Here is a 16,061-nt window from a genome sequence, read left to right on the forward strand (position 1 = left end):
CCCGAAGCCTCGGGATTCTGTCTTTGCAAGCCAATTTCATCAGCCAAGTTATTACCTTCAAGGTTAGAAAAAACCTTGCAGGAAACTTGAAAGAAGAAGCCTTCTATGATAAAAAAAGGACAGCACTTTTGTATGTGCTGTCCTTTAGGCAAATGGTACAGATTTTTGGTAATCTACTATAAGGAGACTAAAACGCAGGTTATTCGTTTATAATGTCGCCTTCCTTAGTTTCTTCACTGGCAATTTTCACCAGTTTATCTTGCGGGTTCAAATCGCCGAAAATTTCAATTTTATCGTCGATTTCTCTTCCCCTTTTTACGTCTACCCGTGTTGCTTTATGATTCAGGACTTTGATTACAAAAGTACCTTCGGCAGAATTGACAAGTGCTGATTTCGGGATTACAAACGTGCTGTCTTTAGCGTTAAGCGGTAAAAGCACTTCGGCCACCATTCCCGGTAATAAATTTTTCTTAGTATTCTGAACATCCATTTCTACACGTTCCGAACGAAGTTTCAAATCTAAAGCTCCCGACATTCTGGTAATGGTTGCTTTAAACGTTTCCGGTAACGATTTTACATTAAAACTCATTTCGTCGCCATTGTGTAAATATCCCGTATACAATTCCGGAACCGAAACGGCCAAACGTAATTTGTTTTGTTGCTGAATCGTCAGTAAAGGCAAATCTGATCCTTTTCCGGCTGGGCCTACAAAGGTTCCAAGATTCACATTTCTTGCTGCCACAACACCGTCAAAAGGCGCACGGATTTCAAGATACCCTCTCATGATCGACACTTCTTTGTGGGCTGCCACTGCCGCCTGATATTGGGCGTAATCGGAGTTTTTCTTTCCGTTGGCCATTTCCAGATCATTTTTAGAAATTGTTCCTTCCACTTTGCTCGTTTCATACAAACGGTTGTAGGTACTTTTGCTGGTAGCGTAAATGGCTTCCATCGATTTTAATCTCGATTCGGCTGCCGCCAGTTGTGAACTGATTTCGGGTGCTTCCAAAACAATCAGAAGTTGTCCTTTTTTTACCTGAGTACCAATATCTACTTTTAGTAATTTCACGAAACTGCTTACTTTGGCATATAAATCTACTTGTTGAAAACCGGTTAATTCGGCAGGCAAACGCAATTCTGTCGTTAGCTTTTCTTTTTGTAAAAGGAAAGTTTCTGTTTTAGGCTCCAGTTCCGGAGTAACCGTTTCTTCTTTCTTTGAATTACAACTGGCTAGAAAAAATACAGCTGTAAAAAATAATGCGGTCGATTGTATAATTTTATTTTTCATAAATGTGAAAGTTATTTTAGAAAGGTCATTTATGTTATCACCTTTTAATTTATTGGTATTTGTTTTCAACAAATTAGTTTTTAGTGGTGATTTCATTTTCTGATTTTAAGGATGAGATATAATGGATGCTTTCTTCGTCTTCAGGATCTAAGGAAACCGACTGTGTTGTGGTATGTTCCTGTGCCCAGGCAAAGATAAGTGGCAGGATTAGTAAAACGGCAAAGGTCGAGAATAATAATCCGCCAATAACGGCTCTACCCAACGGTGAAACCTGATCGCCGCCTTCTCCGTGTCCAATTGCCATTGGCAACATTCCCGCAATCATCGCGACAGAAGTCATGATAATCGGACGAAGACGTAAGGCCGCTGCTTCACGGGCCGATTCTAAGGCATTCCCGTTTCGTTTTCGCAATTGTTCTGCGTTGGTGACCAGTAAAACGGCATTGGCAATCGAAACCCCAACCGACATAATGATTCCCATATACGATTGCAAGTTTAACGTTGAACCTGTCAGCGTCAGCATCAATAACGCTCCTAAAACAACCGCCGGAACTGTGGTTAAGATAACCAGCGACACTTTGAACGATTGAAAATTAGCGGACAACATTAAGAAGATTACAAATATGGCAACCAATAATCCTACCTGTAAACTGCTTAATGTTTCGCTTAATACTTTACTTAAACCAATTGGCGTAATGAATAACCCCCTCGGTAATTCTCCCAATGCGTTTATTGTTGCATCCACATCTTTTACGGCCGTTCCTAAATCGGTCTGGCTAATGTTGGCTGTAACGGTAATGTATGGCATAGCCCCTAAATTGTCATTTTCACCACTTACAAATCCGGGTGTAATTTTGGCAACGTCACTTAATACAGGACGAAGCGAGTTTTTCAATACCGGAATTTCTCCAATATCGGTTTTGCTTTTCATTTTGTTCAAAGGCACCTGCACCTGAACGTTATACGATAATCCGGCTCTTTCGTCGACCCAGGTGTTTTTCTCTGTATATCTGGATGATGAAGTTGAAGCGACCAATGATCTTGAAATATCATTCATATCTACGCCTAATTCAGCGGCACGCGTTCTGTCAATATCAATATTCATGGCCGGATAATGAATGGGTTGACCAATTTGTACATCTCTGAAATAAGAGAATTTTTTCAGTTTCTCTACGATTTGATTGGCATATAATTCATTGCGTTTTTTGTCTTTTCCGGCAATACGGACTTCGATTGGAGTAGGGGAACCCTGGCTCAATACTTTATCGGTCAGTTCGATTGGTTCAAAAGAAAGTTTTACATCCGGAAGGACTTTTTTAATTCGGGCTCTGAAGTCGTCTTTAAAGTCATCCATATCGGTATGGTATTCTTTTAAACTCACCTGAAAAACGGCTTCATGCGAACCTGCCATGAACAAATAAATCGGGTTGATCGAGAATAACGATGGATGTTGTCCCACATAAACAGAAGAGATTCCGATATGTTCCTTGCCCACCATTTTTTGCAATTCCTTCAATACAATAATCGCTTTCTCTTCGGTACGTTCTAAACGGGTTCCGTCGGGAGCACGCATTCTTAACTGGAACTGACTTGAGTTTACTTTAGGAAAAACATCTTTTCCGATAAAAGAAATAAAAACTACAGCAAGCACCGTAATTCCGATAAGATACACTAAGGCGGTTATTTTTTTATAAGGAAACAAACGATCCAAAGTTCTCATAAAACGGATTCTGAAGCGTTCGAAAGCACCAATTTTCCCGTTATTGTCCGTATCTGTTTTTTCAACATATCCTTTTTTCTGCGTGATCAGGTCTTTCTCCGATTCAGGTGTCAGGCCGCAGGCGTTAAATTCTGCTTCATCATCTGTAATCGCCGGACCATGTTCGTGCTTCGGGTGCGCTTTCATCAGCCAGTTCGCCATTACGGGAACAAAAGTCTGTGACAGTAAAAACGAAATAACCATTGAGAATCCGATTGCTAAAGCCAAAGGCAAAAACAACGCTCCCGGAATACCCACCATGGTAAATGCCGGAGCAAATACCGCCAGAATACAAAGTAAAATCAATAATTTAGGCAAGGCAATTTCCTGACAGGCGTCCCAAATGGCGAGTGCCTTGGGTTTGCCCATATCGAGATGCTGGTGAATGTTTTCGATTGTAACCGTACTTTCATCTACCAAGATTCCAATCGCCAGAGCCAGTCCGCTTAAAGACATTAAGTTGATCGTTTGTCCGAATAATTTAAGGAATAAAACCCCTGAAATAATCGAAATCGGAATGGTTAAGATTACGATCAGCGCCGCACGTCTGTCACCAAGAAAAAGTAACACCATTAATCCGGTTAAAACCGCTCCGATAATTCCTTCGGTAATCAAACTTTTAACCGAGTTGATTACATAAACCGACTGGTCAAATTCGTAGGATAATTTTACGTCTTCCGGTAATGTACTTTGAATTTTAGGCAATTCCGCTTTCAATTTCTGAACCACATCCCAGGTCGAAGCATCTCCCGCTTTTGCAATACTGATATAAACCGAACGTTTTCCGTTGACCAAAGCATAACCGGCCGTAATATCGGCACCATCTTTTACCGTGGCAACATCACCCAGTTTTAAGTTTTGAACCCCGCCTTTAAACAAAGGAATCTGCTCAAAATCCTTAACTTCTTTAATTGTATTGTTGGTAGGTGTAATATAATTGACATCGCCCATTCTGACATTCCCTGAAGGAGCCGTCTGATTGTTGATACGGATCGCCTCAACCACCTGATCCGGAGTCATATTGTGCGAACGTAATAAATCGGGATCAACGTTAACCTCAATTGTTCTTGGGCTTCCGCCGAAAGGAGCCGGAGATAATAAACCGGGAATCGAAGTAAACGAGGCACGCACGTAAACGTTGGCTAAATCCTGCAGTTCGTTATTCGATCTGATTTTACTGCTCAAAACCAATTGTCCGATCGGTAGGGAAGAAGCATCGAAACGAATGATAAACGGAGGTTGCGTCCCCGGAGGAAATGCCGCCTGAATCCTGTTCGAAAGGGAACTCAGTTCGGCTGCTGCCTGCGCCATGTTGGTGTTTTCATAATAGGTTAACTTCATGATCATTAACCCCTGAATATTTTTGGTTTCAACTGATTTTACACCATTGGCAAAAGGTAAAATGTTGACATAAGTTTTAGCAAAATAAGCCTCCATCTGGTCGGGGGTATACCCTCCGAAAGGATGCGCAATATAAATTACCGGCAGGTTCATTTTAGGAAGAATGTCTACCTTAATGTCCTTGATGGCACCAATTCCGAAGAAAAATAAACCAGCAACCATTACCAGGATGGAGATGGGTTTGCGGAGTGCGAAACGTATTAAATTCATTACGATCTATAATTAAAATTCATTTATAAATAAGTCAAAATTGCCGGTTGCGGCCACTTTTAGCAAATACGATTGCCACACATTGTTATTGGTAATATCACGATCAATTTCGGCACGGTTTAACGTATACATGATTTGTGTTAAATCGGTCAGATCCGTTAATCCGTTTTTGTATAAAGTCGATTTTTGCAGGTAAGCTTTTTTGGCAGCATCAACCTGAATAGGTGCTTCGGCATAATTGTCCAAAGTGATTTTGATCTTATCATCGGCAAAATTCATTTGCGATTTCAGTTCCCGGTCTGCCTGATTGTATTCTTCCTGTAAAGCCTGTGAAACAAACTTCTGAGCGCTTACCTGTTTGCTCATTCGGAACGGAGTAGTCAGGTTCCAGCTAATTCCAATTCCAACCAGATAATTGGTGCGATCCGGATTTACGCCATCCCAGTAGTTTCTGGTAAAAGCGGTCTGATCGGTAATATAATCAGATTGAAATCCTGATGCTCTGGTCTGCAGGACACCAAAAGCGGTCATGGTCGGGTAATAAAAATGTTTGTATAATTTAGCCTGCTGATTGCTGTAATCCATTCGGGCTTTGTACAATTGAAGTAACGGATGCAGACTATCAGTCGTTTTTTCAGCCACTAATAATGCTTTCGGAACATTATTGACAAAAAGCGTATCAACAGCAAAATCCTGAGGGGCAACGCCCATTAGATCGACTAATTTATTGTTCTGTTCCTTGACGAAATTCCGGGCCAGATTCAGCGCAATTTTAGCTTTCGAAACTTCGGCTGTCGCTAAAGTGGAATCTACTCCGGCCAATAATCCGTTTTTTACCCTCGCAGCAGCAGTTCTTTTGAAAACTTCAGCACGACTTAAATTCTTTTGCTGTGAAATCAATAAACGCTGACTTGCCAGCAAATTAAGATAAGCGGCAGAAATCCGGATTTCCTGCTGGAACATTTCTTGCTTTAAATCGGTTTCTTTCGTCTGAACGTCCATTTTAGCCAAATTGATTTTTTCTTTCGCTTTTCCGAAAGTGAAAAAATCCCAATTCATATTGACTAAATAAAGCGCTCCAAAAGCAGAATTCCAGTTCTGATCCGGTAAAGCCGGTCCGGAAGAAGCCGTTCCCAAACCATTGAAACCATACAAAGCACCGTTTTGGCCGTTGATGGTTCCGTAATCCTGTTGAGCCGACAAGTTCAGGTTGGGTAAATAATCGCGTTTTGATTGTTTCAGCGTCTCCCGCGATGCATTGGTGTAGTTGTTTTTTGCTCTGATTGAACCGTAGTTTTCAAGCCCCGTTTTTATAGCTTCTTTTAAAGACAGGGTTTGTGAATAACCAAGAGTGGCAAAAATCAAGAAAAATAGTAAAGTAATTTTTTTGAAATACATAAAATTCGTGGTATCAAATTATGAAACAAAATTATTTTACTTCCAATGATTTTTGTCATCTTAAATGATGTAATACGATTAAAAATGACGAATTGAATTGGTCATTTAATGGAAAAATTAAATAAAAATAAGTGGTTAATTTGTAAACTATTTTAAGTTTAAAAAATGAATAAAAAATTTGATAACATATTGGATAACAAATGGTGGCAGGAGATTGCCGTTGTTGCCTTTTCATTTACGATCTACACGTTAAAAAATGACTGGATGTTATTTAGTTCTTTTACTTCCATATTAATGGGGGTTTTTTTCTATTTTATTTTATACATGCACGCCCAGTTCAACCGTTTTTTACTGTTGCCCATACTTTTCAAAACCAGAAGACCCGTAACCTATATCTTACTGACGCTGTTTGGGGTGTTTGTGTTTTCAATTGTCTTATATGAAATAACGATGCTGGATATGTTCAGCAATTGCCGTTTGTACCAAAATTCACATCAGAGAAGTTATGTCTATCAGCTCGCCAGCGTTTTAGGAACACTGGTTTGTATACTGAGCCCGATCATTGTTTTCAAGTTCTACAGAATTCACAGAAAACAAACCGATGAAACTTTATTGTTCAATCAGATGCAGCTGAATTCTTTGAAAGGACAATTGAATCCGCATTTCTTATTCAATACTTTCAATACGCTGTACGGAATAAGTCTCGAATTTCCGGACAGAACGCCGGATCTGATTATGAAAGTTTCGCAACTTATGCGCTATCAGCTGGAAAGTAATAATAAACAATGTGTATCTTTAGAAGACGAACTGGAATTTATAAACAGTTATGTACAGCTTGAAAAAGAAAGGGTAGGATATCGTTGTGACATTACGTATGATTGTAAAATCGACAACGAAAATGCCTATAAAGTATCACCCATGCTGTTGATTGCTTTTATTGAAAATGCCTTTAAACACGGAACCTGCGCGATCGAAAAATGTTTTGTACGTATTATCGTTACGGTAGAAAACGGCTTGTTGCATTTGCATGTTGTCAATTCAATTCCAACCAAGAAAACAGATGTTGTTTCGACAAAGATTGGTTTGAAAAACACGATTGAACGTCTGAACCTGATTTATGGAAAAGACTATAAACTGAATATTCAGGACGATAAAAATACGTATATAGTTGATTTGAAATTACAACTGAAAAAGTTCGTATAATGACAGAATCTAAAAAATGTATTATTGTTGATGATGAGCCGGCAGCGCATTATGTGCTGGCCAATTATATAAAGCAAAATCCAAATTTGGAACTTGTTTTTCAGGGGTATAATGGTATTGAAGCCATGAATTATCTTCGGGAAAACAAAGTTGACCTGATGTTTCTGGATATTAATATGCCGGAGATTTCAGGTATGGAACTGCTCAAGATTCTTCCTGTACATCCTAAAACGATCTTAACGACTGCTTATTCTGAATTTGCACTCGAAAGTTATGATTATGGTGTCATTGACTATCTTTTGAAACCCATTTATTTTCCCAGATTTCTTAAAGCAATAGATCGTTTTTTTGCCACTGAAAATGTAAAAGCGAAACAAGATGAAGTGGTAGTCAATTCGGTTAGTGTAAAAGTAGATAGCTATGTAATTGATATAAAATTAGACCAGCTTTTGTTTGCACAGAGTTTTGGAAATTATGTGAAATTATATACCACCAAACGGACGTATCTGGCTTCGATTACAACCAGTGAACTCGAGAAATGCCTTCCGGAGAAAAACTTTATGCGCATTCATAAATCCTATATTGTGGCCTTAGATAAAATTGAAGCTACGGAGAAGGATTTTATCGTTATAAAAAAAGAGAAATTACCAATCGGAATTACCTACAAGCGGGAACTATCGGATCGGCTAAAAAAATAAAAAGTTTTACAGAAATTCATTTTAAATTCATTTAATAGTAGTAGTTTTATTACGCATTTTAAAGATGGTTTAATTTAAATATTGAAATCATGAAAAACTTAATTTTAGCTTTCGCTTGTTTTTGCAGCAGTTTTTTGATGGCACAAAACGGAATTATGCCAACAGGAGTAATCACTCCGCCAGAAAAAGTCAGATTTACTTTTGAAAAAGAGTATCCGAAAAAAGTTCCGGTCTGGTCGATAGAATACGTGGGAGATGATAATGATGAAATCAGATATGAAGCGAAGTTCAATGCTGATAATAATACAAAAGCACTGGCTGTCTACGATAATCTGGGAAATCTAAAGGCCTATGAATTACAGATTCCGCTGAGCCAGCTTCCCCAAAAAGCGCAGGCGTACCTGAAAAATAACTATTCCGCTCAGGCAATTCGGGAAATTGCAGTAGTTGTCGATTATAAAAACAAAACAACCTACGAAGTCGGAATAGAAAAAGAGAACAAATTTTATGATGTGGTCTTCGATAAAAATGGAGGTTTTGATGTCATCATTCAAAAAGATTAAAAACAAGAATTCTTACTAACTCAATATATTTCAATGACAAACCCGACAGGTTTTAAACCTGTCGGGTTTTGTTTTATAATCAGGATACGAAAAAATGGATTTAGATTGTCAAACCCGACAGGTTTAAATAGAAGACATCTAACATCTAACATCTAACATCTAATATCTAACAATTACAACATCATACCACCGGAAACCTCTATACGCTGTGCATTTACCCAACGGGCATCTTCGGTACATAAAAAGGCAACCACACCACCAATATCATCCGGTAATCCAACCCTTCCTAAAGCGGTTAAAGAAGCGATATGCTGGTTAAGCTGCTCATTGTCTCTAACGGCTCCGTGACCAAAATCAGTTTCAATAGCACCGGGAGCAACAACATTTACTTTTATTTTTCGATCTCCCAACTCTTTTGCCTGATATTTAGTCAGCGTTTCGATTCCGCCTTTCATAGATGCATAAGCAGAATAACCAGGGAACGAAAATCTCGCCAAACCGGTAGATATATTGATAATTCCACCACCGTCATTCATGATGGTTAATGCTTTTTGAGTTAGAAAAAACGGGCCTTTAAGCTGAATATTACTCAACTCATCAAAGTCTGCTTCCGTAGTTTCCATGTACGGTTTATGAATTCCGATTCCGGCATTGTTCACCAGAAAATCGAATTTATCAGCGTTAAAAGTAGTTTTTAAAGCTGTTTGTACGCTTCCTAAAAAAGTAGCAAAAGTATCGGATTGCGCCACATTCAATTGAATGGCAACCGCTTTCTGCCCTAAATTTTCGATTTCTTTTACCGTATCTTCCGCTTCTTCTTTTTTACTGTTGTATGTCAGAATAACGTTAATTCCTTTTTTTGCTATAGCCAATGCCATATTTTTCCCTAAACCTCTGCTTCCGCCTGTTACTAAGGCGATTTTTGTATTTACTGCCATTTTTAGTTGTTTTTAAATTTTGATTATTTGTATTGAAATGCTATCGCGGATTAGTAGATTTAAAATTTAAAAAATCCCCTAAATCTGCTAAATCTGCGAGAGAAAGAAAAACATAGAGAAGTGTTATCTTAATTAGAATGCATTGCATTAAAATGATTTCTCAAATCTTCAGCACTTGCGTTTAATCGTGTTTCGCTGGTTCCAAAAGTAAGTTCGCTCCTTCCGTCTTTCAATTGCTCAAAAATAGATTCGATAAAACTGCTCACACTCGGATGCGCATCGTGAAGACCGGTTCCGCCAAGATTCGTGTTTAGTGCCGGTGGAATAATTTCGATCACTTCAATATTTTTTGATTTCAGGATATGACGAAGTGAAAGCGTAAACGAACGGAAAAAAGCTTTTGTGGCCGAGTATACCGGAATTTTTGCAAAAGGTGAAAAAGCCAGCCCCGACGTCACATTCATCACCGTCGTAAGTGATTTTAAATTCATAAATAAAGAAGTCAAATGCAATGGTGCTTCAATATTCGTATTGATTTCGGCTTTAGCGCTTTCGTAAAAATCAGCATCCGTAACCGAAACCCATTTCTGAATTCCTGCATTGTTGATTAATACATTTAAGTCGCTGTGATTTTCGTTAATCCATTCGTAAAGCGCTACACGCTCTGCCTCAACAGACAAATCACATACTTTGGTTAGTACAGCCGGAAACTGAGCCTTAACTTCATTCAAAACCGATTCTCTTCGACCACAAATAATTACAGTATTATTTTCTTCAATAAATCGTTGTGTAAGTCCCAGACCAATACCGGTTGCACCACCGGTGATTAAAATTTTGTTGTTTGATAAATTCATCTTTTCGATCTTTTAAATTGATAAGACAAAGGTAGGAGTGAAGTAGTATTGGGGAATTGTAAATATCAAACCGTTATTTGCAAAATTCAAATCATGAATATTTAAAAGCTAAATTTCAAACTCCAAATTCCAAATTCCAAATTCCAAACCTAAAATCAGCTTCTAAAAGCTAAAGGGGTAAAGGTGGTTTGTTTTTTAAAGAAATTAGAAAAATGCGCCAGTTCTTCAAAACCTAAAGAATACGCAATTTCAGAAATGTTCCAGTCGGTTTGTTTTAAAAGAATTTTGGCTTCGCTGGTTAATCGGCTGCTGATTAATTCAGTGGTCGTTTTTCCGGTATTTTCTTTTAAAACCTTATTCAGGTGATTGACATGCACGGATAACCTTTCGGCAAAATCCTTTGCTGTTCTGAGCATAAGTCTCTGATGCGGAGATTCTATGGGGAATTGTCTTTCTAATAATTCGGCAAATAAAGAAGAAACCCTGGCAGCAGAATTGTGCTTCGAATATAAGGCTGTTAGAGGCTGAAGCTTTTGTCCAAAGTGAATTAATTCGGCAACATAATTCCGAATCAAATCATACTTGTAAACGTAATCGGAATTGATTTCTTTTTGTATTTTGTTGAATATCAGTTCTACTTCGATAACTTCTTCATCAGATAACTGAAAAACAGGATAACCGTCCGTTGCAAAAATAGGCAGTTCGTCAAGGTCAATTCCGCTTTTGTTTTTGGAAAGAAATTCACTCGTAAACACGCAAAACTGCCCGGATTGATTCGTGTCCTGGGGAAGATAATTATAGGGGATTTTGGGAGTTGCAAATAAGAGCGCATGCTGCTCTATTTCAATGATTTTGTCTGCATATTCAGCCCTGTTTTTTCCTTTTATCAGACTTATTTTATAATAAGCCCTCCGGTCATACGGCATAATGGATTTCCCCTGGAGCCTGTCTAAAAGTTCTTTAATGTCAAACACATTAAAATGACCAATTTCCTTTTTAATGTCGTTGGGTAATAACGAACTCGGTTCAACAGATGAACCTTCAGTAATGTCCTGGTAAAATGAGTCTAGTGATTTCATAAAAGAATTGTAAAATTCAAATATACGAAATTTGTTTTGGGTTTCAAGTTTGAGGCTTCAAGTTTGAGGCTTCAAGTTTGAGGCTTCAAGTTTGAAGTTTCAAGTTTCAAAATTCTCTCATTATCTAATTCTCATTATCTAATTTTCAAATTTTCAAATTTCAAAACAAACTTCCCTGGACTAATTCCGCTTGCGGATTACTGCCAAAAGAAAAAGTATCAATAACAAAAAACTGTCTCTTAACAGGATCTAATTCGCGCAAAACAATTTCACAACATAAAAAATCAATAGCTATTGTAGTAAAAAGCTGCGATGCTATTTTAAGATTTTCGGGAGTTAATCTTCGGCCAATAGACAGGTGTGGATCTTCGCTCTTTTTTAGTTTTAAAGGTTTTAAAACTTCATGTGTTTTTTTCATGATCGGCTTTAAATTGTTTTTGGAATCTTCATTCGGAGCAATAAAAAAGGCACCGCTATTTTCGTAAGACCCAAAATGATCCAGATAAACGGGAAAAGGAGTAAATGTATCGCAGATTCTAAAAACCTTTTGTTTGTATATTTCTATTTGAGAATCATCAATGGTAAATTCACAAATTGTGATATGGGCGGTCGAATTTTTACTGTTGTACCAGCCAATTTTGGTTTCCAGATAATCTTTAAGGGTTTTGATCGCAACGATTACATCTTGCGAGGGATAAATGGCAACAGAATACTTTTTCTCCATTTCATCAGTTTTGGTTGAGACAAATTTAGAGTTAATAATGGTAATTAGATAATTGGATAATGTGAAAATGAGAGAATTTGGAAACCTTAAACCTGAAACTCAAGATCAGTTCTATAGTTTTCCTTTTAAGTGCAACCTGTGGTAGATTTCAGATTGCAATAATCCGCTTCCGCCGCCAAAATGTTCTATTACTTCTACTTCCGGATGGTGTTTTAAACAAAATGAAGTGAACTCTTTTTCGACATGATCCTCGATGGCAGAACTTAACAAGACCATATCAATTTTGTTTGCCAGAAAATAGTCCTGTGCTTCATTTTCGTCACTAAAACCAACAGCATTCCAGTTTTCATTAGCATTGACAAGTCTTAGCAGAATGGTTAAAATGGCTTCGTTTTTTCCGAGTATTAAGAATTCAAGTGTTTTCATAATCAGTAGTTTGTTTGACAAATTTATTGGATTAATAATAATTTCAACTTAACCTGGATTAAGATTTTTTTTTAAGTCTCAGTCTCAGTCTCAAATGTTCAGTCTCAAATGTTCAGTGGTAAAAAAATATTTGACAAATTTATGTCTTTGGATGGATTGCTAACTTGATCTGATACAAGGAACTACAATTGTAAAATTATAAATTATTGAAAAGATTTTGTTAGAATGTGGGAAACCGTAATTATTTCTATATCAGACCATGTAAATTTGTATCACAGAAGCGGAATGTGATCTATGTTTTTTGCCTTTTCAGTCAGTATTGAGGCTTCTGTGTTACTGTTTTTTTGGAGAAAAACAATTTAGTTAAAAGAAAAATTGGATAGATTCATTTGATCGTGGTTGCTTTGTAATAATACAATAAAGTCTGTTTTTCTATGGTCTATAGATTTGGTTATTTGTTTAGCCGGATCTATAGACTTTTTTTTATTTTAATAAGAGCGGTCTTTTAATCCATAATTGGATGACGTCCCGGTTGATTTTAAATTTTTGAGGTGAACAACCATAGTAATTTTTAAAAGCTGCCGAAAAATGGGATACCTCTTTATAGCCACATTTACAGACAGCCTCATTTGTTATGGCTTTATTTTAGAATGATCAGTTTTAGAACTTATTGCTTTTTAGCCAGTCTTCACATTGTTTAGTCCAGTATTTATTGGTGTCTCCAATGCCCAATCCGAAGCCGTGGCCGCCATTTTCATATAAATGTAACTCGGCTGTAACTTTATTTTTTTTAAGTGCCAGATAGTAATTAATGCTGTTTTCAGGTAAAACGGCGCCATCATCTGTAGCGTGTATCAGAAATGTTGGAGGAGTCTGAGCGGTTACCTTTTTTTCATTAGAAAAAGAATCAATTAATTCCGAAGAAGGATTTTGCCCCAGTAAGTTAGTTTGTGAACCTTTATGGGTGATTTCATTTTGCATAGAAATTACGGGATAAATCAAAAGAGCAAAATCAGGGCGTGCACTTACTTTAGAGGTAGTTTCATATACTTTATCATCATAATGGGTAGCTAGCGTAGAAGCCAGATGTCCGCCTGCAGAGAAACCCAGAACTCCAACTTTATTCGGGTCAATATTCCATTTAGAGGCATTTTGTCTGATATAACGTATCGATTCCTGCGCGTCCTGCAATGGTCCGATCGTTTTGTCTTTCATTATTAAATCACTCGGTAATCGGTATTTTAGTACAAAAGCCACGATTCCCAGACTATTAAACCATTCAGCGACTTTTGTACCTTCTTTATCAATGGCCAAATGCATGTATCCGCCACCCGGAAAAATAACGACAGCGGTTTGACTGGGCTTGCTTTCTTTGGGTAAAAAAACGGTTAGCGTTGGTGTTGTAACTAAAGTTGTACTCTGTACTTTACCGTCTTTTACAGTTTCTTTTTCGGTGTAATCCTGAGCTTTGATCTCTCCCGGTATCTTATTCCAAAGCGGTATAATCTGATTTTGTGCCTGTAATTGATTTAGCATTCCCAACAATAAAAGCAGATTCAGGAGTGCATTTTTTAAGATAAGGTTTTTTAATTTTTTCAATTTTATGAGAGTTTTGTAAGGTTTGCTTTCGTACATGAAATTCAAATTTAAGGTTTTATTGTTTCCCTTTTATCCCAATTTACAAACAACTGTAGTTTTTACACTAAAAAACACATGGAAAATGTTACAAATGGAGTAATTTCAGGACAATTTTGACACGTTAAACGGATTTTTTTTAGCTATTGTTATTTAACAAATATATTGTTTAATATGTAATTTAGCATTCTGTTTTTTGTGCGATGTGTTTATTTATCATAATAAAATAATTTTATATGCAATTTATTTGGATTATAAAGATTTAAAACTATATTTGTGCAATCGATTACATTATTTGATTTTTTGTTGCATTTAATGTTGATTATGAATACTGCAAGAAGCTAATTTAATTTATTGAAATTGTTTACCGGAAATATAAATTATACCAAAAAACCTTTACTATGAACCAGACCAATTCAGTTACTATCAGTCAGAAAAACACCTCCGTAGGGAAATATCGTTGGAGTATATGTGCCTTGTTGTTTTTTGCCACTACCATCAATTATTTGGACAGACAAGTACTTTCTTTGACCTGGAATGATTTTATTGCGCCTGAGTTTCACTGGACCAATAATGATTACGGAAATATTACCGCATTATTTTCTATTTTTTATGCAGTATCACTCTTGTTCGCCGGAAGGTTTGTGGATTGGCTGGATACTAAAAAAGGATTTCTGTGGGCCATCGGGATCTGGTCTCTCGGAGCTTGTTTACATGCTTTTTGCGGAATTGCAACGGCAGGAATAATGACAGGGAATTGGTTTGTTGGTTTTGAAGGTGCTAGAGAAATTATTCATTTAGTAAAAGATACAGGTTTGGTGATTAATGTAAGTGTGGCTTTATTCATATTTGCCCGTTTTGTATTGGCGGTGGGAGAGGCAGGAAATTTTCCGGCAGCCATAAAAACTACAGCAGAATATTTTCCTAAAAAAGACAGGGCTTTTTCTACCAGTATATTTAATGCCGGAGCAACAGTTGGGGCTTTAGCAGCTCCCATCTCAATTCCGTTTATTGCAAAATCTTTCGGGTGGGAAATGGCTTTTATTATCATTGGAGCTTTAGGTTTTGTCTGGATGGGATTCTGGGTTTTTATGTATGATAAACCGGAAAGACATAAAAGAGTTAGTGCCGCAGAATTAGAATACATTCAGCAGGATGATATTGCTGATGCTAAAATAGTGGGTTACGTGCCTGATACTTCGACAAAAGTGTCTTTTGTAGATTGCTTTAAATACAAACAAACATGGGCATTTGCTTTTGGTAAATTCATGACAGATGGTGTCTGGTGGTTTTTCTTATTCTGGACTCCGGCTTACCTGAGTTCTGTTTACGGAATGGATTCTACAGAAGCAGCTCTGCCATTATTTGTTTTATACATGATTACGCTGCTTTCTATTATCGGAGGCTGGCTGCCCACTTATTTTGTAGAGAAAAAAGGAATGAACCCCTACGAAGGAAGAATGAGAGCCATGCTGATCTTTGCTTTTTTTCCATTATTAGCCTTAATCGCTCAGCCTTTAGGATATATAAGTTACTGGATTCCGGTAATTATTATTGGAATTGCCGGGGCAGCGCATCAATCCTGGTCGGCAAATATTTTTACCACTGTGGGAGATATGTTTCCTAAAAAAGCAATTGCAACCATTACCGGAATTGGTGGTTTGGCAGGAGGAGTGGGTTCTACTATAATCAACAAAGGTTCGGGATTATTATTTGATCATGCCAAGGAAACCAATATGACTTTCATGGGTTTTCATGGAATTGAATCGGGATATTTTATCATTTTCTCTATTTGTGCCGTGTGTTATTTAACTGGCTGGATCGTAATGAAATCACTGGTTCCTAAATACAGACCGATTACTGATCTTTAAGAGATTTAACCAAC

13 protein-coding genes are annotated in these 16,061 nt (G+C 37.3%); 4 read left to right on the top strand and 9 right to left on the bottom strand.

Going from position 1 to position 16,061, the window contains the following annotated elements; translation table 11 throughout:
* Window positions 1-199: 199 nt before the first annotated feature.
* The 3 genes from EV142_RS16750 to EV142_RS16760 all read right to left on the bottom strand — a co-directional run bounded on the left by EV142_RS16750 (window position 200) and on the right by EV142_RS16760 (window position 6,056).
* Entirely contained in the window at window positions 200-1,288 is a 1,089-nt protein-coding gene (locus EV142_RS16750) for an efflux RND transporter periplasmic adaptor subunit (protein WP_132037159.1), read from the bottom strand.
* Between the two features lie 73 nt (window positions 1,289-1,361).
* Window positions 1,362-4,658, bottom strand: a complete 3,297-nt coding sequence (locus EV142_RS16755) for an efflux RND transporter permease subunit (RefSeq protein WP_132036989.1) — start codon at window positions 4,656-4,658, stop codon at window positions 1,362-1,364.
* A gap of 12 nt (window positions 4,659-4,670) precedes the next feature.
* A complete protein-coding gene (locus tag EV142_RS16760) occupies window positions 4,671-6,056 on the bottom strand; it encodes a TolC family protein (RefSeq protein ID WP_132036990.1) in 1,386 nt (461 codons plus the stop codon).
* A 165-nt stretch (window positions 6,057-6,221) separates the two neighbouring features.
* Between EV142_RS16760 and EV142_RS16765 the strand changes: the two genes are divergently transcribed.
* The 3 genes from EV142_RS16765 (at window position 6,222) to EV142_RS16775 (ending at window position 8,520) form a co-directional block, all read left to right on the top strand.
* A complete protein-coding gene (locus EV142_RS16765; protein WP_132036991.1) occupies window positions 6,222-7,259 on the top strand; it encodes a sensor histidine kinase in 1,038 nt (345 codons plus the stop codon).
* Entirely contained in the window at window positions 7,259-7,957 is a 699-nt protein-coding gene (locus tag EV142_RS16770) for a LytR/AlgR family response regulator transcription factor (RefSeq protein WP_132036992.1), read from the top strand. The genes EV142_RS16765 and EV142_RS16770 overlap by 1 nt, the downstream gene beginning before the upstream one ends.
* An 89-nt stretch (window positions 7,958-8,046) precedes the next feature.
* Window positions 8,047-8,520, top strand: coding sequence for a PepSY-like domain-containing protein (locus EV142_RS16775; protein ID WP_132036993.1), 474 nt, complete (start codon window positions 8,047-8,049; stop codon window positions 8,518-8,520).
* A gap of 173 nt (window positions 8,521-8,693) precedes the next feature.
* Here the strand turns inward: EV142_RS16775 and EV142_RS16780 are convergent, their stop codons facing one another.
* From EV142_RS16780 to EV142_RS16805, 6 genes are all read right to left on the bottom strand, one after another.
* Window positions 8,694-9,458: an SDR family oxidoreductase gene (locus tag EV142_RS16780; protein WP_132036994.1), complete on the bottom strand. Its 765-nt coding sequence runs from the start codon at window positions 9,456-9,458 to the stop codon at window positions 8,694-8,696.
* A 128-nt stretch (window positions 9,459-9,586) separates the two neighbouring features.
* Window positions 9,587-10,312, bottom strand: coding sequence for an SDR family oxidoreductase (locus EV142_RS16785; RefSeq protein ID WP_132036995.1), 726 nt, complete (start codon window positions 10,310-10,312; stop codon window positions 9,587-9,589).
* Window positions 10,313-10,467: 155 nt separating this feature from the next.
* Complete coding sequence (locus EV142_RS16790; protein WP_132036996.1) at window positions 10,468-11,391, bottom strand: helix-turn-helix domain-containing protein; 924 nt, start codon at window positions 11,389-11,391, stop codon at window positions 10,468-10,470.
* A 160-nt stretch (window positions 11,392-11,551) separates the two neighbouring features.
* Window positions 11,552-12,115 (bottom strand): 2'-5' RNA ligase family protein, encoded by a 564-nt coding sequence (locus EV142_RS16795; RefSeq protein ID WP_132036997.1) that lies wholly within the window; start codon window positions 12,113-12,115, stop codon window positions 11,552-11,554.
* Between the two features lie 111 nt (window positions 12,116-12,226).
* The gene (locus EV142_RS16800) at window positions 12,227-12,541 is read right to left on the bottom strand and encodes a hypothetical protein (protein ID WP_132036998.1); all 315 of its coding nucleotides are present in this window, start codon (window positions 12,539-12,541) and stop codon (window positions 12,227-12,229) included.
* 660 nt (window positions 12,542-13,201) lie between these two features.
* Entirely contained in the window at window positions 13,202-14,140 is a 939-nt protein-coding gene (locus EV142_RS16805; protein ID WP_238698747.1) for an alpha/beta hydrolase, read from the bottom strand.
* 437 nt (window positions 14,141-14,577) lie between these two features.
* Here EV142_RS16805 and EV142_RS16810 point away from each other — a divergent pair, with 437 nt between their 5' ends.
* Window positions 14,578-16,047: an MFS transporter gene (locus tag EV142_RS16810; RefSeq protein ID WP_132037000.1), complete on the top strand. Its 1,470-nt coding sequence runs from the start codon at window positions 14,578-14,580 to the stop codon at window positions 16,045-16,047.
* Window positions 16,048-16,061 lie beyond the last annotated feature (14 nt).

The sequence above is a fragment of the Flavobacterium circumlabens genome, from assembly GCF_004345565.1.
Taxonomy (GTDB): Bacteria; Bacteroidota; Bacteroidia; order Flavobacteriales; family Flavobacteriaceae; genus Flavobacterium; species Flavobacterium circumlabens.